The 19523-nt window shown below is 35.7% G+C and carries 23 protein-coding genes; 6 read left to right on the top strand and 17 right to left on the bottom strand.

Features of this window, described 5'->3' with window-relative positions:
• Window positions 1-33: 33 nt before the first annotated feature.
• The 8 genes from D9842_RS23645 to hmpA form a co-directional block, all read right to left on the bottom strand.
• Complete coding sequence (locus D9842_RS23645; RefSeq protein ID WP_121664567.1) at window positions 34-330, bottom strand: rhodanese-like domain-containing protein; 297 nt, start codon at window positions 328-330, stop codon at window positions 34-36.
• Window positions 331-345: 15 nt separating this feature from the next.
• Window positions 346-708 carry a rhodanese-like domain-containing protein gene (locus tag D9842_RS23640; RefSeq protein WP_121664566.1) on the bottom strand — a complete coding sequence of 121 codons (363 nt, stop codon included), beginning with the start codon at window positions 706-708 and terminating at the stop codon, window positions 346-348.
• 45 nt (window positions 709-753) lie between these two features.
• Window positions 754-1233 carry a DsrE/DsrF/DrsH-like family protein gene (locus D9842_RS23635; RefSeq protein WP_121664565.1) on the bottom strand — a complete coding sequence of 160 codons (480 nt, stop codon included), beginning with the start codon at window positions 1231-1233 and terminating at the stop codon, window positions 754-756.
• 50 nt (window positions 1234-1283) lie between these two features.
• The gene (locus D9842_RS23630; RefSeq protein WP_121664564.1) at window positions 1284-1511 is read right to left on the bottom strand and encodes a sulfurtransferase TusA family protein; all 228 of its coding nucleotides are present in this window, start codon (window positions 1509-1511) and stop codon (window positions 1284-1286) included.
• An 81-nt stretch (window positions 1512-1592) separates the two neighbouring features.
• On the bottom strand, window positions 1593-1856 hold the full coding sequence (locus D9842_RS23625; RefSeq protein WP_121664563.1) for a metal-sensitive transcriptional regulator: 264 nt from the start codon (window positions 1854-1856) through the stop codon (window positions 1593-1595).
• A 362-nt stretch (window positions 1857-2218) separates the two neighbouring features.
• Window positions 2219-3199, bottom strand: coding sequence for a stage II sporulation protein P (locus tag D9842_RS23620; protein ID WP_121664562.1), 981 nt, complete (start codon window positions 3197-3199; stop codon window positions 2219-2221).
• A 169-nt stretch (window positions 3200-3368) separates the two neighbouring features.
• On the bottom strand, window positions 3369-4787 hold the full coding sequence (locus D9842_RS23615; RefSeq protein ID WP_121664561.1) for a SpoVR family protein: 1419 nt from the start codon (window positions 4785-4787) through the stop codon (window positions 3369-3371).
• Between the two features lie 82 nt (window positions 4788-4869).
• Entirely contained in the window at window positions 4870-6090 is a 1221-nt protein-coding gene (gene hmpA, locus D9842_RS23610) for an NO-inducible flavohemoprotein (RefSeq protein WP_121664560.1), read from the bottom strand.
• Window positions 6091-6291: 201 nt separating this feature from the next.
• Between hmpA and D9842_RS23605 the strand changes: the two genes are divergently transcribed.
• The gene (locus D9842_RS23605) at window positions 6292-6732 is read left to right on the top strand and encodes an RrF2 family transcriptional regulator (RefSeq protein ID WP_121664559.1); all 441 of its coding nucleotides are present in this window, start codon (window positions 6292-6294) and stop codon (window positions 6730-6732) included.
• Between the two features lie 14 nt (window positions 6733-6746).
• Here the strand turns inward: D9842_RS23605 and D9842_RS23600 are convergent, their stop codons facing one another.
• A complete protein-coding gene (locus D9842_RS23600) occupies window positions 6747-7097 on the bottom strand; it encodes a DUF3889 domain-containing protein (RefSeq protein WP_162987542.1) in 351 nt (116 codons plus the stop codon).
• Window positions 7098-7157: 60 nt separating this feature from the next.
• Window positions 7158-8135, bottom strand: coding sequence for a M14 family metallopeptidase (locus D9842_RS23595; RefSeq protein ID WP_162987541.1), 978 nt, complete (start codon window positions 8133-8135; stop codon window positions 7158-7160).
• Window positions 8136-8296: 161 nt separating this feature from the next.
• On the opposite strand from D9842_RS23595, the gene D9842_RS23590 reads away from it, so the two are divergent.
• Window positions 8297-8533: a YhdB family protein gene (locus tag D9842_RS23590; protein WP_121664556.1), complete on the top strand. Its 237-nt coding sequence runs from the start codon at window positions 8297-8299 to the stop codon at window positions 8531-8533.
• Between the two features lie 58 nt (window positions 8534-8591).
• Here D9842_RS23590 and D9842_RS23585 read toward each other — a convergent pair whose 3' ends face one another.
• The 6 genes from D9842_RS23585 to D9842_RS23560 all read right to left on the bottom strand — a co-directional run bounded on the left by D9842_RS23585 (window position 8592) and on the right by D9842_RS23560 (window position 15203).
• A complete protein-coding gene (locus D9842_RS23585) occupies window positions 8592-9113 on the bottom strand; it encodes an NADPH-dependent FMN reductase (protein WP_121664555.1) in 522 nt (173 codons plus the stop codon).
• Between the two features lie 6 nt (window positions 9114-9119).
• Window positions 9120-9767, bottom strand: coding sequence for a response regulator (locus D9842_RS23580; RefSeq protein ID WP_121664554.1), 648 nt, complete (start codon window positions 9765-9767; stop codon window positions 9120-9122).
• A gap of 13 nt (window positions 9768-9780) precedes the next feature.
• Window positions 9781-10905, bottom strand: a complete 1125-nt coding sequence (locus D9842_RS23575; protein ID WP_121664553.1) for a GAF domain-containing sensor histidine kinase — start codon at window positions 10903-10905, stop codon at window positions 9781-9783.
• A 145-nt stretch (window positions 10906-11050) separates the two neighbouring features.
• Window positions 11051-12796, bottom strand: coding sequence for a phospho-sugar mutase (locus tag D9842_RS23570; RefSeq protein ID WP_121664552.1), 1746 nt, complete (start codon window positions 12794-12796; stop codon window positions 11051-11053).
• A 298-nt stretch (window positions 12797-13094) separates the two neighbouring features.
• Entirely contained in the window at window positions 13095-14633 is a 1539-nt protein-coding gene (locus D9842_RS23565; RefSeq protein WP_121664551.1) for a bifunctional GNAT family N-acetyltransferase/carbon-nitrogen hydrolase family protein, read from the bottom strand.
• Between the two features lie 165 nt (window positions 14634-14798).
• Window positions 14799-15203: a CBS domain-containing protein gene (locus tag D9842_RS23560; RefSeq protein ID WP_373995133.1), complete on the bottom strand. Its 405-nt coding sequence runs from the start codon at window positions 15201-15203 to the stop codon at window positions 14799-14801.
• 256 nt (window positions 15204-15459) lie between these two features.
• On the opposite strand from D9842_RS23560, the gene D9842_RS23555 reads away from it, so the two are divergent.
• Both D9842_RS23555 and D9842_RS23550 read left to right on the top strand, forming a co-directional pair.
• Window positions 15460-15891 carry a disulfide oxidoreductase gene (locus D9842_RS23555; protein WP_121664549.1) on the top strand — a complete coding sequence of 144 codons (432 nt, stop codon included), beginning with the start codon at window positions 15460-15462 and terminating at the stop codon, window positions 15889-15891.
• Window position 15892: 1 nt separating this feature from the next.
• Window positions 15893-16363, top strand: a complete 471-nt coding sequence (locus D9842_RS23550; protein ID WP_121664548.1) for a thioredoxin family protein — start codon at window positions 15893-15895, stop codon at window positions 16361-16363.
• A gap of 58 nt (window positions 16364-16421) precedes the next feature.
• Here the strand turns inward: D9842_RS23550 and D9842_RS23545 are convergent, their stop codons facing one another.
• Window positions 16422-16826, bottom strand: a complete 405-nt coding sequence (locus D9842_RS23545; protein WP_121664547.1) for a DUF5365 family protein — start codon at window positions 16824-16826, stop codon at window positions 16422-16424.
• Between the two features lie 168 nt (window positions 16827-16994).
• Here D9842_RS23545 and D9842_RS23540 point away from each other — a divergent pair, with 168 nt between their 5' ends.
• Both D9842_RS23540 and D9842_RS23535 read left to right on the top strand, forming a co-directional pair.
• Window positions 16995-17894 (top strand): RluA family pseudouridine synthase, encoded by a 900-nt coding sequence (locus D9842_RS23540; RefSeq protein WP_121664546.1) that lies wholly within the window; start codon window positions 16995-16997, stop codon window positions 17892-17894.
• 178 nt (window positions 17895-18072) lie between these two features.
• Window positions 18073-19506 (top strand): alkaline phosphatase PhoX, encoded by a 1434-nt coding sequence (locus D9842_RS23535; RefSeq protein ID WP_232273652.1) that lies wholly within the window; start codon window positions 18073-18075, stop codon window positions 19504-19506.
• The last annotated feature ends 17 nt before the right edge of the window (window positions 19507-19523 follow it).

Here is a 19523-nt window from a genome sequence, read left to right as displayed (position 1 = left end):
GTACCCACCAGGGTATGTTTTCCGATAAAAAAATTAGTTTGTTTCGCCTTCCCAATCAAGCATTCCACCGGTCATATTAATCACATTAAAACCTTGGTTTTCTAAGAACTGATAGGCACGACCACTTCTTCCACCTGAGCGACAAACCAATATATACTCTTTTGACTTATCAAGCTCATTCATACGAAATTCTAATAAGCCTAGTGGAATATGAAATGCGCACGGGATTTTCCCTGCTTGTACTTCTTCTACTTCTCTCACATCAACAATGTTTACACTCCTACCTTGAGTTAGCATGTTTTCTACTTCTTTTGCAGTAAATTGTTTCATATTAATAGCCTCCTTTTATCTCCAAGCGCTCAAACCGCCTTTTACATTTGTTACATTAGTGAATCCTAATTTTTTCAACGTTTTACTAGCCTTTTGACCTCTCATACCACTTTGACAAATCACAATAACTTCTTTGTCTTTTGATAATTCCTTCTCAGCTTTCTGACTCAGTTCATGAATTGGAATATTTTTAAATTCTTTAATACGATTCCCTTTAAACTCACCAGGAGTTCTAACATCAACAAACTGCTTATTTTTATCTTTTAATTCATTCTTAAGTTCCGTTGTTGAGATATGTTTTACTCCTTTAGCAGGAATGATCCTGTTCAGGATAAAAAATACGAAAAGAGCAATGACGATATAGTTAATGTATTCCAATGTATTTCCTCCCTACATACTTAGGGGAGTATCCCCCTACTAACTTTAAATGAATAAATTCACGTTTCCATCCTCTGCATCTGCAAGATATGCTGCAACACCTGCATAATCAATTTTATCTAATAGTTCTTCTTCTTTAAGGCCTAATAAATCCATTGTCATCGTACAAGCTACTAGTTTCACATCTTGTTCTTGTGCCATCTCAATTAAATTTGAAAGAGGCAGTGCATTATGCTTTTTCATGACATCTTTGATCATTTTAGGACCAAAACCAGCAAAGTTCATTTTGGATAATCCCATTTTTTCTGCGCCTCTTGGCATCATTTTGCCAAACATCTTTTCCATAAAACCTTTCTTCACTTGAATAGCTTCATCTTTACGAAGAGCATTTAATCCCCAAAATGTGTGAAAAATTGTTACTTCATGATCATAAGCAGCTGCACCATTTGCTATAATGTAAGCCGCCATTGCTTTATCATAATCACCACTGAATAGTACAATTGTTGTTTTTTTCATTTCTGTCACAGTAGTTCCTCCTCCTTTACCCCCAATGGTATAACTATCTTTAAAATTTTTTATCCTTTTCTAATCCAGAACTTTAGAATTTGACCTTCTTCCTCATGCTTTAAAAATTCATGGCCACCAGAGTTTGCCCAAGCAGTTAAATCATTTTTTGCACCTTTGTCTGTTGCATGAATTTCTAATACTTGACCAGAATCTAATTCATTCATTGCCTTCTTTGTTTTTACAATTGGCATTGGACATGCTAATCCTTTTGCATCTAACACTTTATCTATATTCATTGTGAAATCCTCCTAATTTTAATTACCTTTACCCCTACGGGTATATATTAGTATAAATAAAAAAGAGTGTCAACCTATTACTCACCGACTTTTAACTAGTAGATTAACTGCTTCTTTCACTAATTCCTCTGTACTGTGTTCTCCAGTTTCTTCAGCATGACGAACACATTCTACTAAGTTTGAACTGACAACTACGCCTATAGTTCGATCAATTGCCGTTCTTGCTGCAGACAACTGCATAATAACTTCCTTACAATCTTTTCCTTCTTCCATCATACGTAAAATACCTCTAAGTTGTCCCTCAATTCGCTTTACTCTATTTTTCATTTGATCGTTAAAATCCATCTAAATACCTCCTTTACTTATAACTATTGTTTATCTTTTAGCAGGTATATCTTTTAGAAAAATGATTATTTATATAAATTTCAGTATTAATAAAAGAAAACTATCTGGTTAGCCACTGTGCAGTAAGAATAACTTACAGGATCAACAATATACCTATATGGGTATATTGTCAACCTGTATCATTTCATTTTTAAACAGATGTATTTCTACAATCCACTTATAAGGTAGATACATTATAAGTAACAGTACAATATTTTGGTTGATTTGCTGACCTTGTCTTTATAGGAAACCCCCTTTCTCCTCCATATGAAGGGAAAGGGGGTGGATGGCTAAAAAATTATTAAAAAATATTACAGATCCATTTACTCATGCACTTTATCCCAATAGTACTGACTTATAGCGTTTCCTAAAATATCGGCACTACGATAAAGTTCTTCCAGATTATTTTCTACTCCACCTATTTCAACAATAACACTATTTGGTAGTAAATCTTGATTATAGACACCATTACCTTGGGACTTATCTTTAATGATGACTCCTCTAGAAAGACCAGGATATTTCTTCTCAATAACTTCATGAATACCATTCGTAAAATCTAAATTTTTCTTATAATTTTCATGTCCACTCCCAATTACAAACGAAACTTTGGCAAGTGATTCTCCACCAATGTCAATTGTTGAATGTTCTCTTGGCAATGAATCACGATGAATATCGAATGCCATTTCTAAATCTCTATTTTCACGCAATTCATTTACAACAACCTCCCTGGACATTTGATAAGAACGACCAAATGTTAAGTTGCGGTTATTTAACATATTTACTATATCTACTTGACTAACATCATTCCAAATACCATTGCTTCTCAAGGAATCTCCTAATCTGTTTCCAACCAGTGATATATTTACTTTGGAATGGTAAGCACTCTCTGGGGCAGTTTCTTTTTTAAAGTAAGGTAAAAAAGATTCTCTAGTATGAGAAAAATAGATAAAGACTATTCTTCTTCCAAATGTACTGTGAAACTCTTTCTGTTTGATTTCTGGCCTTTTTATTTCCATTTCGTCCAATGAATCAATCTTTTCTTGAATCAGCTCTGCGTCCTGTTTAAGTGAATCAGCATTCGGTACTAGTTCAGTTGATACCTCTGAAGAACTATTACTCATAAATTTTGAGCTATTTAAAGAGTTGGAATTCACCTTTGTACTTAACTCCCCACTTTTACTTCCTTTTTTTATTCGGGGTTCCTCCTTTTCGTAAAGGAAGAAAATTACTGTTAACAACCCTAAAAACAGTGTTACTACGGTAAATAATAATAACTTTAATGTTTTGGTACTTAGTTCATTCATATTTTTCCCTCTATCAAAGTAATATATTACTTTATATATCGGTTAGATTTGAAGATTACTTTATCTTTGTTCCTCTTGTTAATAAATAATAAATCGAGATTATCTATTGGCCGTGTATAAAAGAATACAATAAGAAAAGTCACTGGTACTTTTCCAGTGACTTTTCACTCTATAGATACTTCCTCGACACACTCTTCCCATCATAAGAAAACAATACAGCTTTTCCTTCTAAAACACTTTCCATATGCACTGGTCTACCCCAAAGCTGGTATACATATGGAAGAACTTTCTCTAGATATTTTAAATCAAGCTCAATATCCTCAAACCAATGCTTTAGGTAAAGTTCGTTGTTTTTTAAGTAATCTCCATCGTTAACTGTAATATAAGGGAATCCGCCGTTCACCCGCATACTAACTAGTTGATCACGGACTCCTTCCCACTCTTTATCAACAATTTTATAATCGCGTCCTTGCTTTTGGAAAAGATACATATCTTCTCTTAACACGAGATCCTTTGTTAAGTAATTGCGGATAAAGGAGATATCTGATTCTACTTCACGAACCTCAAACATTTTTTCTCGACCTGAGCCTGGCTTTGCACCAAACATTTTCATTTCTTCTGTTGGATTATTATAGCGTTCTTCTATATCTTCAAAGATTTTTAAACCAAGATAATATGGATTAATACTCGTTTTTGATGGCTGTACAACACCAGCATTTAGCTTAGCGAACTCAACTGCTTCATCTGAAGTAAGATCCATCTCTCGGATAATACGCTGATGCCAATACGAAGCCCAGCCTTCGTTCATGATTTTCGTTTCTAATTGAGGCCAAAAATAAAGCATTTCTTCACGCATCATTGTTAAAATATCACGCTGCCAATCTTCTAACTCCCGGCTATATTCTTCAATGAATAAAAGAATGTCTTTTTCGGGAGATGGCGGAAGCTTCTTTCTTTTCTTTTTAGAGACAATCTTTTTCTCTTGCTTTTTATCAAGATTCCATAGGTCATCATAAGGTGTTGCTGCTTTATCCTCTTCCGTCTCATCAAATTCAATATCATCAATTGTCCACGAGAGTTTCGGCCGAACAAGTGAAGGATCAATATGCTCCTGGATGGAAAGAACGGCATCTAAAAATGTCTCAACCTCATGTCTACCGTATAAAATTTCGTATTGTTTAATTCGTTCTGCAGTGGCTGACATACTCTCAACCATTTCCCTTTTTGTATTGCTAAATCGAGAATTATTTTTAAAGAAGTCACAATGAGCTAAAACGTGGGCAACAATTAACTTATTCTGAATAAGGGAGTTCGTATCTAATAGGAAGGCATAGCATGGGTCTGAGTTTATGACAAGCTCATAGATTTTACTTAATCCTAAGTCATATTGAAGCTTCATTTTATGAAATTGCTTACCAAAGCTCCAGTGTGAAAATCTCGTTGGCATACCGTAAGCACCAAATGTATAAATAATATCAGCAGGACAAATTTCATATCTCATTGGATAAAAATCAAGTCCAAAGCCTTTAGCAATCTCGGTAATTTCTGAAATTGCATATTCCAGGGCCTTTTGATCAGTTTCTTTCATAGTCTCCCCCCTAAGCTTTTGTTATCTTAAATGTATGTACTTAAGAGGGAAAACATGAAAGGGTTTGTTTTATTTCATATTCTTAAGCATTCTGATAATCCTTTAAACTAACAGAAGGACCAAAGAATTCATAATGGATATTTTCTGTTTTTACACCAAGATCTTCAAGATATCCAATCACATTTTTCATGAAGGCTACCGGCCCACAGATATAAAAAGCTCCATTTTTATCGATAAGTTTATTCAGCAGTTCTGCATTAAGATAGCCTTCTGCTATAAAGTTTTGATTCTTACGGTCTAGCTCATTCGGTGTTTCGTAAATAATACATTCCTTCGCATTGGCTAGAGATTGAATACTTTTTTGTGTTTCTTCAGCAAATGCATGCACTTCCCCATTTTTTGCTGCATGTATAAATGTTATTTCTCTTTCAGCCTGAGAATCAGCTAGATAGTTTAGCATACTCATCATTGGAGTAATCCCGACGCCACCACTAATGAAATGAACATGCTGATGCTTTTGATTTTCCAGCACAAAATCACCTGCTGGGGCTGTTAATTCAATTTCATCATTCACATTTACGAAATCATGCAGATAATTGGATACCATGCCATCTTCTTTAACATGATCTCTTTCTCTTTTAACAGAAATTCTAAAAGTATTTTTACCAGGTGCATCGGATAAGCTGTATTGTCTGTTAAATAGATATTTCTCACCTGGGATAGAAAGGCGGACTGTCACATATTGCCCTGGAATAAAATTCGGAACCTTTGAACCATCAACTGGCTCTAAGTAAAAAGAGGTAATAAGTGAGCTTTCCTTCACTTTATTTACAACACGGAATGGTTTGAATTCATCCCATGCTTCTTCTTTTGCTTGATCATACATTTCCTGCTCTACATCAATAAATACTTGAGCTATCACTTGATAAGCTTCTCCCCATGCCTCAATTATATCTGGGGTAGCAGCATCTCCTAACACCTCTTTGATTGCCTTTAATAAATATTCTCCTACGATTGGATAATGTTCCTTCTTTACATTTAAGCTTCTATGTTTATGAGCAATTTGCTTTACAGCTGGTAAAAGTACTTCTAATTGATCGATATATGTAGCTGCTGCGTATACTGTATTTGCTAGAGCGGCTTGCTGTCTTCCTTGCTTTTGATTTGCATGGTTAAAAATATTTAATAGCTCAGGATAATCTTTAAATAAACTCTTATAAAAATGTGTAGTAATTTCTGTTCCTCGTTCAGCTAGAACAGGTGCTGTTGATTTAACGATTTCTATCGTTTTATTGGATAACATTTTATCCACCCCTAAAGTAGTATTTTAAATACATCTTTATCATAGTTCACCCTTAACTCTTAAAGCAATATCTAAAATACATCTTTTAAAAAGCTGTCACATTTTCGAACATATTTCGTGCACAGAAATAAAGTTGTGATAATATAGCAATATAATCAAGTTACACTCAGTTCTACATTAAAAAGATGTGAGGTTATATACATGCGCTTAACTCTTTACACAGATTACTCATTAAGAGTCCTAGTATATTTAGCAACAAAACCGAAGGAAGAACTCTCTAACATAAAAGAAATTGCAGAGATTTATAATATTTCTAAAAACCATTTAATGAAGGTAACATATGAGCTCGGAAAAATGAATGTGATTGAAACGATTCGCGGCAGAAATGGTGGAATTCGGTTAGCAAAGGCTCCTGAGGAAATAAACATAGGTGAAATTGTCCGCAAAACGGAGGAAGATTTTCATCTTGTTGAATGCTTTGATAAAGAAAATAATCAATGTGTTATTTCACCAGCCTGCGGACTTAAACATGTTTTAAATAAAGCACTTCAAGCATACTTGGAAGTATTGGATCAATATACTTTGGCAGATGTTGCCAAAAATCAGTCAGCTCTGTTACATTACTTTTCATTAAATAAATAAGAAGAAGGTGACAATTAAAGTCCACCTTCTCTAAGTTCTTCTATATTAACAGTAATAAGCTTTCCAGTTGTTGGATTGAACACAACATCAGCCTTTACAATAAATGATCTATTTTGTTGAGTACATTTAATATGAAATGTATCCCTTGTTTCTTTTTCGTTAACTTCCTTCCGGCCTACATACTTATAATCCGTTAGTTCAGCATCAGGGTATTTTTCTTTGACCGAGGAAACCGCAATTCGACTCCATTTTTTATAGTCAGTCTCATCTGGATTTGGTTCACCATATGCTTTCATTCCTGCTGATAGTACAATGAATAGCGCTACAAATGTAATTAAAAGTTTAGATAGAGAATTTTTTTTCATTTTTTCCTCCACAGAACATTTTTTATTAATGTCCCCTTTTTCACCTTTCATATTCACAGGTTATTCTTTTTCCAACAGTTCTTCTTTGGCAAATTTACATATGATGAATCCTACTTCTTTGTTCCGTTTCCATTCCTCAGGCAACACTGATAATGGAGGATTTGTTTCTTCAACTGGGTAACTAAGTTCAATCGTTAGTGCAGGTCTTTGGTATGATTGAATAAACCAATCTGTATATCCACCACCAATTGCATTATAAGGTGGATAAGAAACTTTATAGCCTGTTTTTTCGGCAATTATATCGACTAATTGATAATCTCTTTGAAGATGGCTTAACTCATTATAATAGTACCAATAAAGTTCACGTCCAGAAGTATGGTAAGCAGCCGATGTAAGCGGCTGAATTTTTTCGGTAAAATCCACTAGTGCCCTAGTCTCTTTTGCTTCTAAAGGTTTTTCTCCTTTGTAATGAGAATATGATGCATAAGCTGTATCACCTTTAATCTTCTCCCATCCAGCAGGATATTGTCTATTTAAGTCTACTCCAAGGGCATTGGCTTTCCACCTTAAAAAGTTATTTTCCCCCTCATTCATATCTACGTATATTTCCTGAAGAAGAAATGGAAAGTGATCAATTCCCTGCTGCTGTATGGTCACTCCATCTGGGTTAACCATCGGGACAAACCATATTGATACATCATCCAATATATTCAGGTTATGCCCAAATAATGTTTGCTTATGTTGATAAGCACTTGCATATTCCTTAATCATTTTCATGATGATATGTGTTGACATCCACTCACGACCGTGGTGACTTCCTGTTATTAAGATTGACCTCTTTCCTTTACCTACTTTTATGGCAAGGAGGTCTCGTCCAAACTCCGATTGTCCAAATTCTTTCACTTCTAACTCATATCGTTTAGAAAGCTCTAACATGTTCGTTTTCATTGTTTTATATGTATACATTTCAGGCTCTTCGGCTTTTACATCCTGTACGATAAGGAAAACAACCAAAAAGATGATTACTTTCTTCGTCATTTTCACCCCCTTTTTCGCCTTAGGTTTCCACATTGATTTCATTTTATAAGGGTAATCACTTCCATAGGCTCTATGGCAACAACACCAAGTTTTTCTCAGTAAAAAAAAGTACTTTTCACATACAATAATCTTATCTCCTTAAGAAGGAGGGATTATAAAAAATGAACAATGTAGATTATGACAAAGCATTGTATTACACACATCGTTCACAATGGGATAACTTGCTTATTCTTATGGTCCGTACAAAAGATGATTTTTTATCAAAAAAAATTGAGCATTTTCTACATGCCTATAATTTTGAACATGATTATACAGAAGTTGAAAAACAGCTTTATTCATTGTTAAGATATATTGATCACGCTGTAGAGGAAGAACCTGAATTAGAATTTTTACAATAAAAAAAGACTGACTAGGATCGTATTGGCTATACAATCCTTAGTCAGTCTTTTCTATTACCTATTTTTTATGAAATGCCTTTGTGTATAACGTTAATTCTTCAATTAATGAATGAACAAGTGCAGCTGATTCATTAACCAATCCTTTTTGATCATAGTCAAAACAATCAGGGTCAAGGACCACTTGTTTTGGAATAACATGAGCATAGACACCTCTCATCACTGTTCTCATGTTATTTAGAGCGTTGATTCCACCTTTTCCCCCACCGGCAACTGATATGATCGCAACAGGCTTATGTGCAAACTGTTCACTACTTAAAAAATCCAGAGCATTTTTCAAAGCCCCGCTCATTCCATTATGATACTCTGGTGATAATAGTACAACAGCATCTGCGTCAGTAACAGATTTCTTTAATTCCTGAATCACTTGAAGGTGAGCCCGAGTTTCATCTCCATTGAATAGAGGCAGTTCTCGTTCACTTAAGTCAAAATGATTGGCATTGTATGTTCTATCTATAAAGGCTGCAGCCATTTTCGTTCTTCCAGTTTTTCTAGGCCCGCCATTTAAAACTAAGATATTCATGTAAATCTACTCCTTTAAGTATCCATTTTTCACAGCATAAATCGCTGCTTGAGTCCGATCAGAAAGCTGTAACTTTGAGAGAATATTTGATATATGCGTTTTAACTGTTTTTTCGGTAATATACAAAGCACTGGCTATTTCTTTATTGCTTTTCCCTTTAGCAAGCTCGTTTAAAACTTCCTTCTCTCTTCTTGTTAATTCATCGAGCTTTGTTTGTTGATTTGAATTTTGCCCGGAGAGATGTGTCATAACATGTGACGTTACCTTTGGGTGCAACTTGCTTTCACCTTTTAATACATCTCGTATTGTTTGAACAAGTTCATCTGGCTCAATGTCTTTTAATTGATAACCAGATGCTCCAGCGCGAATAGCAGGAATAACATGATCTTGATCTGCATAGCTAGTCAGAATAATAATTTTAACTTCATTTTCGGCCTCTCTAATTGCTTTCGTTGCCATGACTCCATCCATAATCGGCATGGATAGGTCCATTAAAACAACATCAGGATTTAACTTTGACACCATGTCCACCGCTTCCTGACCATTTTTCGCCTCACCTATTACCTCTATATCTTGTTGCGTTTTAAGAAAAAAGAGCAATCCTCTTCGAACCACATGATGATCATCTGCAATAACAACTTTTATTTTCGTCATTTTTCTATCCCTCTCATTTTAACGGAATAATTATTTCAATTTTCGTGCCAACGCCTAGTATACTTTGTAATGAAAAATTCCCTTTTAACCGTATGACTCGCTCTCTCATTCCTTTTAGCCCTAATGAGGGAATTGAATGGTTCTCATCGTAATGAAAACCTCTTCCGTTATCCTCAAATACCATCATGACACTAGATTCTGTTTTACTTAATTCAAAGCGGATTTCATTGGTTTCAGCATGCTTTTTACAGTTATTTAAAGCCTCCTGTCCGACTCTCCATAGCTCTTCTTCTATATGATTTGGTAGTGTACAAACACCTTCTATATTACATTCCATTTTTAGCCCAAGTACATTTGCATAATTGAATAATGCAGCTGTTATGCCATTCTCTAATCCCTGAGGTCTAAGTTGCCAGATGAGGCCTTTCATCTCTGTTAAAGCTTCTTGAGAAAGCTCCTGCATATAGGTCAGCATTTCCTTTACATCTTCTTGCTCCGTCATCTCTTTTGTTCCACGTGCTGTTAACATAATTGAAAATAACAGCTGATTTACTGAATCATGTAAATCTTGAGCAAGTCTATTTCTCTCTTTAGTTAATGCATGAGATCTTTCTTTTTCAACAAGCTGTATTCGTTTCATTGCTGTACCAATTTGAAACGCAACTGACTCCAACAATGCCAGCTCTTCATCTGTAAACTTCTTTTTATGAGGAGAGGCTACATTTAGAACACCAAATTTTTCGTTTCCTGCCCGTAAAGGAACGGTTGCATGATGTGTAATTTCCATCGTATCTCCCCATTTTTGTTCTATCGCTTCCTCAATTCGCTTACATGTGATGATATTAACAGCTTTCTTCAGCCGCCCATCCTGATACTGATCAAGACACCAGCAGCCTCCCTGACACATCGGTTTCTTTTGCTCCCATGTCAATCCGGCAGGCAACGCATAATCAGCTGCTAATTCGTATTGGCCTTTTTCATCTATTAAAAAGATCCACCCGGTCGGTAGCTCTGTCACATGGAGTAACTCTCTTAACACGTCGCTCAACATTTCCCCAACATCTGTTGCTTCGTTTAGTTTCTCTGCAATTGTTTTTAATGTATTTAACTCATGGATTCGATTATCTTTTCCCCTCATGTCTCTTCTCCCATATTCCTTTTCTTGAGTTTATTATAGCAATATCTAAGCGATTACGACCTTCTCTATCTGTATGAATTTTTCTACGACCATTGGAGTATTACTAACGTAAAAAAGCGGGCAACATATGTTGACCGCTTCAAGACTACTTACTAAGAGTAGCAATTAAATCATTTACTTTTTCCATAACACCAGCTTCTAGAGCCGCTAATTGCTGTTCACTTTGCTCAAGTGTTTCACACTTAACCCCGAAGTAGAATTTTGCTTTTGGCTCAGTACCAGATGGACGAACACAGAACCAAGAGTTATCCTCAAGAATGTACTTTAATACGTTTGATCCTGGTAAGTTAATTTTTTCTGTTGTACCAGCAGTTACTTTTTGACGTTCACTTGATTTATAATCCTCAATAGTAACAATCTTCTTACCAGCAACTTCAGTTGGAGGATTGGTTCTAAACGATTGAAGGATACTTTGAATCTGCTCTGCTCCTTCTTTTCCTTTTAATGTAAGTGATTGTAAGCCTTCTTTGTAATAGCCATATTCTTTGAAAATTTCTAATAGCCCTTGATACAAAGTTAGACCCTTTTTCTTATAGAAAGCAGCAACCTCAACAGATAATAACGCTGCCTGCACTGCATCTTTATCACGTGCAAAATCACCAATTAAATAGCCATAGCTTTCTTCATAGCCAAATTGAAATTCATATTGACCTGTTCGCTCATATTCATTTATTTTTTCTCCAATGAATTTAAAGCCTGTCAAAGTATCAATTGTATCAAGCCCGAAAGAACTCGCAATATCGCGACCAATTTCCGAAGTAACAATTGTTTTCAACACAACCCCGTTACTTGGAAGTATTCCCTTGTCTTTTTTCTGAGAAAGTAAATAATGTAAAAGCAATGCACCCGTTTGATTTCCGGTAAGCACAACATATTGTCCTTCATTATTTTTCACAGCAACCCCAAGGCGATCTGCATCTGGGTCTGTCCCAATTAACACATCAGCATCGATGGATTCACCGTCTCTAATAGCTAAAGTAAAGGCATCATGCTCCTCTGGATTTGGAGATTTAACAGTCGAAAAGTTTGGATCTGGTAATTCCTGCTCCTTAACAACTGTCACATTTTGATATCCTAGTGCCTTCAAACCGCTTCTAACCGGCTTATTAGCCGTTCCATGTAATGGTGTGAACACAACCTTCACATCTACTTCTTTAGAAAGCTCTGGATTGACAGAGATAGTCGTTAATTTTTCTGTATAAGCTTGGTCTATTTCTTCACCAAGCATTTTGATTAGACCTTGTGCTTTTAACTCGTCTTCATCTTTTACATTTATGAGTAATTCATCTTCCACTTTATTTACATATGAAATAACTGTATCTGCTGCAGCCGGTGGTAATTGGCCTCCATCTTCTCCATACACTTTATATCCGTTATATTCTGGAGGATTGTGACTGGCTGTAACAACGATTCCTGAAAAAGCATGTAAATGGCGAACCGCAAATGAAAGCTCAGGAGTTGGACGCAATTCTTCAAATACATATGTTTGAATACCATGAGAAGCTAATGTTTTTGCAGCCTCCATTGCAAATTCTGGTGACTTATGACGAGAGTCGTAAGCAATCGCTACACCTCGTTTTTTTGCCTCCTCACCAAATGTTTCTATGTAAGTTGCTAAACCTTCAGATGCTTTACGCACTGTATATATGTTCATACGGTTTGTACCTGGTCCAATTTCACCACGCATACCGCCTGTACCAAATTCTAAATCTTTATAAAAGCAGTCTTCTAAAGCCTTTTCATTACCTTCCATACTAATTAAAAGATTTTTCAGTTCTGAATCTAAGTCTTGTTTATTATTCCAACGTTGATAGTTTTGTTCCCAGCTCATTTTTACCTCCTAGGAGTTTTTTTCAAAAATTAGTAAAAATCATTTATATTTTAGCATATAAAAATATCTTAGATATAATTGAATTTCTACAAATTCCGAGTATTTCCTTTAAACATTCCTTTAGAGTTATATTAAAACAACTTTCGTTAGAGTCAAAAATTAACTAGCTTAAGGTTTTTTATTCTTTTTATTTTGTTACGATATTTCTGTTGTGACAGATTCTGTCTAATTATATTTTATTAGACACACACAACTCACATGCCAAAAAAGCCAACCCAAGTGAGTTGGCTTTTTTCAATTACTTCTTATAAGTAATCGAATAAATATCTTTTCTTCTATCTTTTAATTGATTAACTGTTCCTGATTGGCGTTGACGTCTTAATATTTCAAGGTCAACATCACCGATAATGACCATTTCAATATTTGGGTTACATTCACCAACAATTCCGTCACGAGCAAATTCAAAGTCAGAAGGTGCAAAGATAGCAGATTGTGCATATTGAATGTCCATGTTTTCAGTTTGGGGAAGATTTCCTACTGTTCCTGCAATAACTGTGTAAATTTGATTTTCCACCGCACGTGCTTGGGCACAGTAACGTACTCGCAAGTATCCTTGACGATCTTCTGTACAGAACGGGGTAAAGATGATTTTTGCCCCTTTGTCTGTGGCAATTCTTGCTAACTCAGGGAATTCAATATCATAGCAGATTTGTATGGCAATTTTCCCACAATCTGTGTTAAAGACTTTAACCTGATCTCCACGACTAATTCCCCACCATTTCCTTTCGTTTGGGGTAATGTGAAGCTTATATTGCTTTTCAATGGTTCCATCACGTCTAAAAAGATAAGCAATATTATAAATTCGCCCTTCTTCTTCAACTACATGTGATCCGCCGATAATGTTTATATTGTACCTGACAGCCAGTTCAGTAAATAATTCAATATACTCTTCTGTAAACTCTGTTAACCGTTGAATCGCTTTACTAGGTGATCGTTCATTTAGGAAAGACATAAGTTGAGTGGTGAATATTTCAGGGAACACAGCAAAATCTGAGCCGGCATCTGATGCTACATCTGTGTAATATTCCACTTGCTTAGCAAATTCTTCAAAAGAATCTATCTGCTTCATCATATATTGGACAACACAAATCCGGACAGGGTTTGACGTTTTATAAAAACGTTTTGTATTCGGTTGATAATCAACATTATTCCATTCCATTAAAGTTGCGTATTGGTATGAAGCCAAATCATCTGATAAGTAATTTGGGTTAATCCTCATAAGTGTAAATTCGTTTAATAACTGAAAAGACAAAACAGGGTCGTAAATTTTATGTAAGGAAACTTGCTGAACATATTCTCTTGGTGAAAGCTCATCAGCATATTTATAATAATTAGGAATTCTACCACCAATAATAATACTTTTTAAATTTAATCGTCTTGCAAGATCTTTTCTTGCCTCATATAAGCGGTGACCAATTTTCATACGTCTGTAATCGGGATGTACCATGACTTCAATTCCATACATATTATAGCCGTCAGGATCATGGTTCGTGATATAACCATTGTCAGTTATGTCATCCCATGTATGTCGGTCATCATATTCATCAAAATTCAATAATAAACTTGAGCATGATCCGATGATTTTCCCTTCGAATTCAGCACAGAATTGACCCTCTGGAAAATGGTCAAGGTGACTTTCTAAATGTTCTCTCTTCCAAGGCTCCATCCCAGGAAAGCACTTCGATTGAAGCTTGATGATCGCATCTATGTCACTTTCCTCAATATTTCGGATAATCATCTTCTTTTCGAATTTGGATAAATCTAGCTTTTCGGACATATTGTTACTCCTTTATCTTATTTGCTGAACATACCTAATAGTGACTATTACCCTTTATTTTCTTTCTAAAAACATAATTCATTCCTTTAGCTTATGTTATTTATTTTATACATAATTAGAAGATATAATGACCAAAAAGAGGCCAACAGTGTCGGCCTCTTCATCCTAATTTGTTTTATTCGGTACAGAGATATTCGTTAAAGCATGTCCAGCTGCTTCGTCGGACATTTGATTTGTTGCCAAATCACCTAATGCTACAATCCCAACTAATTGATTGTTTTCAACGATTGGAAGTCGACGAATTTGATGTTGAGCCATCACCTTTGCCGCTTCTTCAGTTGACATGTTTGTGTGACCAGATACAAGGTTTGTTGACATGACTTGAGAAACTAATGTATTGCTATCAAGTCCCTCAGCAGTTGAGCGAAGAGTAATATCACGGTCGGTAATAATTCCTCTTAATTGTCCATTATCAACAACAGGAATAGAACCAACATTATTTTGACTCATCAACTCTGCTGCTTCTTTAATCGTTTGATTAGAAGAAACAGTTGCAACACTTGTTGTCATACACTCTTGAATTGTATTCAAGACTCATCCCTCCCTTTCAAAGTTAGTATGGATTAGATAAAAGGAATTATAATTAGAAGTTTTTATAAAGAATATCCATCTTAAAATAATCAAAAAATAGGACATAAATACCTCGAATTCAAGGAAAATTCAAAAAATACCCTGATAATTCCATTTTTTCTATTGAATTCTTTTACAGTCTATTACCTAAGCATTTATACTTTAATGGTACATAAATTAGTGAATGAGGGATGATATGTCGAGCTCTACTAAAAAGCAAGTAGAAAATTTATTATCAATAGCATGGATGGCATCGTTTATTGCTACATTAGGAAGTCTTTACTTCTCTGAAATATTAAAATACACTCCATGTGAGCTTTGTTGGTATCAACGAATTTTTATGTATCCTTTAGTTATTATTTTAGGAATTGGTGTTTATAAAAAGGATGCAGGTATCGCACTTTATACACTTATATTATCTGCAGTTGGAGGATGTATCTCTCTTTATCATTATGGAGTCCAAAAGGTTTCATTTTTAGGAGAAAATTCTGTCTCATGCGGAATTGTTCCTTGTACAGGTGAGTATATAAATTGGCTAGGTTTTATAACCATTCCTTTTTTAGCACTAATTGGGTTTACAATTGTTTTTATTACAAGTTTATTAATTCTAAAGAAAGCAGGTAAATAAGATGAAAAAAATTCTTATTTTTGGTGCAGTTATTTTAATCCTTTTTGGTGGACTAGCATTTGTGACAACGTATCAAAACAATCAAAAAGCGGAAGGAAATGTGTACGGAAAGAGTGATCTTGATCCCGCAACAATTGATCAACTCGATGACCCTAATTATCAAAACATTATTCTTCCAGATGAATTGGAAAAGAAATTAGAAAACAAAGAAGATACTGTTGTCTACTTTTTCAGCCCATTATGTGAGCATTGTAAAGCAACTACCCCTGTATTAATGCCAATTGCAGATGAAGTTGGTGTCGAGATCAACCAACTGAATTTATTAGAATTTGAAGATGCATGGCAACAATACAATATAACTGGAACACCTACTCTTGTTCATTATCAAGATGGTAAAGAAGTAGCACGTTCAGAAGGATCAAATACAGAAGAAGCATTTCGTTCATTATTAAATGAATGGAATGCTGAGTAATGAAAAAAGCACGGATTCACACATCAAGTGTGATTCCGTGCTTTTTCAATAAACCTACCTAGATCATGAAGTGATTAGCCGGCTTAATGAATTGACTAAATTTCCCTTCCCTACTCTCAGCATGTTTAAATTGAGAAAAGGACAAAGGAAAGAAATAACCATATTCATTTAAGTTCTGGCTATTCCGCTCAAACATTTCTTCATATTCTTTTTCATCTTTACAATCATTAATTAAGTCAAGAACGGCAATCAATGCTTGAAGGCTTGAAATAATTTGAAATGCATCTTTTAATGTCCCATTGTATACCTGATCAGATGCTTGCGGCTGAAGCACTTTTAGTTGTTTTAATTCCAAAATTTCATCATCTGGAAAAAACCTCGGAAATATTTCGGTATACAGTTGTTCAATTAACTCCGCTATGTGGTTTTCTTGTTCGTCCGTTGACGCCACAACAACCTTCACTTATATCACCCTTTTTCTCCTATTAACCTTTTATTAGCTGTAATAAGCATACCATAGTCTATAACAACATTTTAGAGGTAAGTGTTACCGGAACTAGATTGTACATCCATTCATTGTTCTGTATACTTTTCTTTACACAAAACATGCAATAAAGGAAAGGTGACCCTCATGAAACGTGTCGGTGAATGGCTCGAAATAAACATCCCAGTAGACTGGGCAAACAATACTGTTTTCTACATATTATCGCACAAGCTTGGCGCTTCAAAGGCTCTTATTCAAAAGTGGAACAGCACATCAGCAATCATGAAAAACAATCATAAAGCAGACGTGAATCATCAACTTCTCCAAGATGATCAATTATGCCTACATATATTCAAGGAAGAAGATTATGGAGTCATACCAGAGGATCATGCAATACAGGTCCTTTATGAAGATGATCACCTACTGATTGTAAATAAACCAGCTGGGATTGATACACATCCCAATGAGGCAAATCAGAGGGGCACTCTGGCAAATAGCGTAGCTTACTATTACCAAACATGTGGACTTAAAATAAGAGTAAGACATATTCATCGTCTTGACAGAGATACCTCTGGTGCCGTTGTTTTTGCAAAGAATGACTTAGCCCATTCTCTATTAGATCAAGAGCTTCAGACAAAAAAGATTAAACGTACATATATCTCAATTGTAAATGGGAGATTGTCTCCACCAAATGGTGTGATCAAAAAGCCTATTGGTAAGGATCGCCATCATCCTACACGAAGAAGAGTTTCACCAAAGGGACAAAGTGCGGTAACACACTATCACACAGAACATTATGACCAAAAGAAAAACTTGTCCGTTGTATCACTACAACTTGAAACAGGAAGAACTCATCAAATCCGCGTTCATTTAAGTTCAATAGGTCATCCAATCATTGGAGATACCCTTTATGGTGGAGACAAAAAACTCTTACAGCGACAGGCTTTGCATGCTGCAAAGATTTCTCTAACTCATCCTATCTCGCACAAATCTATTAAAGTAGAAGCTACGTTTCCACAAGATATCCTCTCTTTATTACCTGAATAAATGGTCCACCGTATCTATGACAATTAACACACTTGTATAGATACGGTTCTTTTGTACCATTTTTCAGAATTCATCAATTATTTACATAATTTTCACATTCCGTTTACGTAAGACTGATAGTTTGTACATAGACACACAACAATGAACTGACTCCAAAATTATGGGGAGGGAATCTCAGGTGACCGAAAACAAAGAATTTAAAAGTATGAATCGTCGTGATTTTCTAAAGGTTGGAGGAATGAGTACAGTTGCATTGTCTTTAGGAACTACTGGGTTACTATCAGTAGGAAATGCTACACCGAGCCAGGCTAAAGGTAAACCTACATCTGGATTTGGTGGTTATGGAGAATTATTAAAAGATCCAAATGGAATTCTCGATTTACCTAGAGGTTTTCATTACAAAATTATTTCCAGACAAGGCGAGTTAATGACAGACGGAACAGTTATTCCTGGAAAGTTCGATGGAATGGCTGCATTTGAAGGTCCGAACAATACAACAATTCTTGTACGAAATCATGAGTTATCTACAGGTCCAGCATTTGGAAAAAACCCTTATGACCCTAATGCTCAAGGTGGTACATCAGCTTTAGTTGTAGGTCCAAATCGCGAGGTGAAAAAGGAATATGTTACATCTTCAGGAACAATCAGAAACTGTGCCGGAGGAGCAACACCTTGGGGCACTTGGTTAACTTGTGAAGAAAACCGTTCAGAAGGCCACGGATATGTTTTCGAGGTAGACCCACTTCAACCAGAAAACGACTTGTCCAAAACGCCAATCAAGGAAATGGGACGCTTTTCTCACGAGGCTTGTGCAATCGACCCTTCAACAGGATATGTTTACCTAACCGAAGATGCAAGCCCAAGCTACCTCTATCGTTTTATACCTAATGACTTAAGCCAAAAACCAGGATCATTACAAAAAGGCGGTACCCTATATGCAGCAGCAATTGAAGCTGTAACTGATCCATCAGCAAGCACCTTTAAAACAGGGCAAACATTTAAGCTTGTATGGAAGGAAGTAGATCCTCATTGGTGCCGTGAGGAAGCTAAAGAAAAAAAATGTATTGAATTCAGTAGACTTGAGGGTGCGTTCTTCCAAGAGGGTGTTTTCTGGTTTGATGACACATCTGCTGGTGACAAAAAACTTGGACGCGTTTATCGATACGTTCCTCATACGAATACATTAGAGCTTTTCTATGAAGGAAATGATGCGCAGAACATGGAATATCCAGATAATATCTGCTGTACGCCATGGGGTGACCTTTGGTTTGTAGAAGATGGGAATGGACAAGACCGCATTATGGGAATTACTCCAGAAGGAAAAGTTTATCCTTTTGCGGCGAACAGTTTCAATGATGCTGAATTTGCAGGACCAATCTTCTCACCAGATGGAAACACACTTTTTGTTAATATCCAAGACCCTGGTATGACCTTTGCCATTTGGGGACCGTTCCAACGCAGAAACGCTGCACGCGCTAGAGAAATGTCCTATGCTGCTCCTGCAAATCTTGCACCAAAACTCTCAGAAAGAACCGCTGAGGCTGCAAAGGCGCAAGGTATGTCTGTTCTAGAAGCAGCAGCATTTGAGCGTCATGGAGTAAATTTGGATTAATGATAATTGGAGGAAGA

This window comes from Metabacillus litoralis, from assembly GCF_003667825.1.
In the GTDB taxonomy this organism is placed as follows: domain Bacteria; phylum Bacillota; class Bacilli; order Bacillales; family Bacillaceae; genus Metabacillus; species Metabacillus litoralis_B.
Note: the sequence above shows the minus strand (reverse complement) of the source record. Positions and strands in the feature narration are given on the sequence as shown.

Coding starts and splice junctions, on each gene's coding strand:
- D9842_RS23570 (WP_121664552.1), bottom strand. CDS start 12,796: ATGAGCTGGGAACAAAACTATCAACGTTGGAATAATAAACAAGACTTA.
- hmpA (WP_121664560.1), bottom strand. CDS start 6,090: ATGTTATCCAATAAAACGATAGAAATCGTTAAATCAACAGCACCTGTT.
- D9842_RS23585 (WP_121664555.1), bottom strand. CDS start 9,113: ATGAATATCTTAGTTTTAAATGGCGGGCCTAGAAAAACTGGAAGAACG.
- D9842_RS23630 (WP_121664564.1), bottom strand. CDS start 1,511: ATGAATATAGATAAAGTGTTAGATGCAAAAGGATTAGCATGTCCAATG.
- D9842_RS23540 (WP_121664546.1), top strand. CDS start 16,995: ATGAAACGTGTCGGTGAATGGCTCGAAATAAACATCCCAGTAGACTGG.
- D9842_RS23580 (WP_121664554.1), bottom strand. CDS start 9,767: ATGACGAAAATAAAAGTTGTTATTGCAGATGATCATCATGTGGTTCGA.
- D9842_RS23550 (WP_121664548.1), top strand. CDS start 15,893: ATGAAAAAAATTCTTATTTTTGGTGCAGTTATTTTAATCCTTTTTGGT.
- D9842_RS23645 (WP_121664567.1), bottom strand. CDS start 330: ATGAAACAATTTACTGCAAAAGAAGTAGAAAACATGCTAACTCAAGGT.
- D9842_RS23565 (WP_121664551.1), bottom strand. CDS start 14,633: ATGTCCGAAAAGCTAGATTTATCCAAATTCGAAAAGAAGATGATTATC.
- D9842_RS23575 (WP_121664553.1), bottom strand. CDS start 10,905: ATGAGGGGAAAAGATAATCGAATCCATGAGTTAAATACATTAAAAACA.
- D9842_RS23555 (WP_121664549.1), top strand. CDS start 15,460: ATGTCGAGCTCTACTAAAAAGCAAGTAGAAAATTTATTATCAATAGCA.
- D9842_RS23625 (WP_121664563.1), bottom strand. CDS start 1,856: ATGGATTTTAACGATCAAATGAAAAATAGAGTAAAGCGAATTGAGGGA.
- D9842_RS23615 (WP_121664561.1), bottom strand. CDS start 4,787: ATGAAAGAAACTGATCAAAAGGCCCTGGAATATGCAATTTCAGAAATT.
- D9842_RS23590 (WP_121664556.1), top strand. CDS start 8,297: ATGAACAATGTAGATTATGACAAAGCATTGTATTACACACATCGTTCA.
- D9842_RS23560 (WP_373995133.1), bottom strand. CDS start 15,203: ATGACAACAAGTGTTGCAACTGTTTCTTCTAATCAAACGATTAAAGAA.
- D9842_RS23605 (WP_121664559.1), top strand. CDS start 6,292: ATGCGCTTAACTCTTTACACAGATTACTCATTAAGAGTCCTAGTATAT.
- D9842_RS23595 (WP_162987541.1), bottom strand. CDS start 8,135: ATGACGAAGAAAGTAATCATCTTTTTGGTTGTTTTCCTTATCGTACAG.
- D9842_RS23600 (WP_162987542.1), bottom strand. CDS start 7,097: ATGAAAAAAAATTCTCTATCTAAACTTTTAATTACATTTGTAGCGCTA.
- D9842_RS23620 (WP_121664562.1), bottom strand. CDS start 3,199: ATGAATGAACTAAGTACCAAAACATTAAAGTTATTATTATTTACCGTA.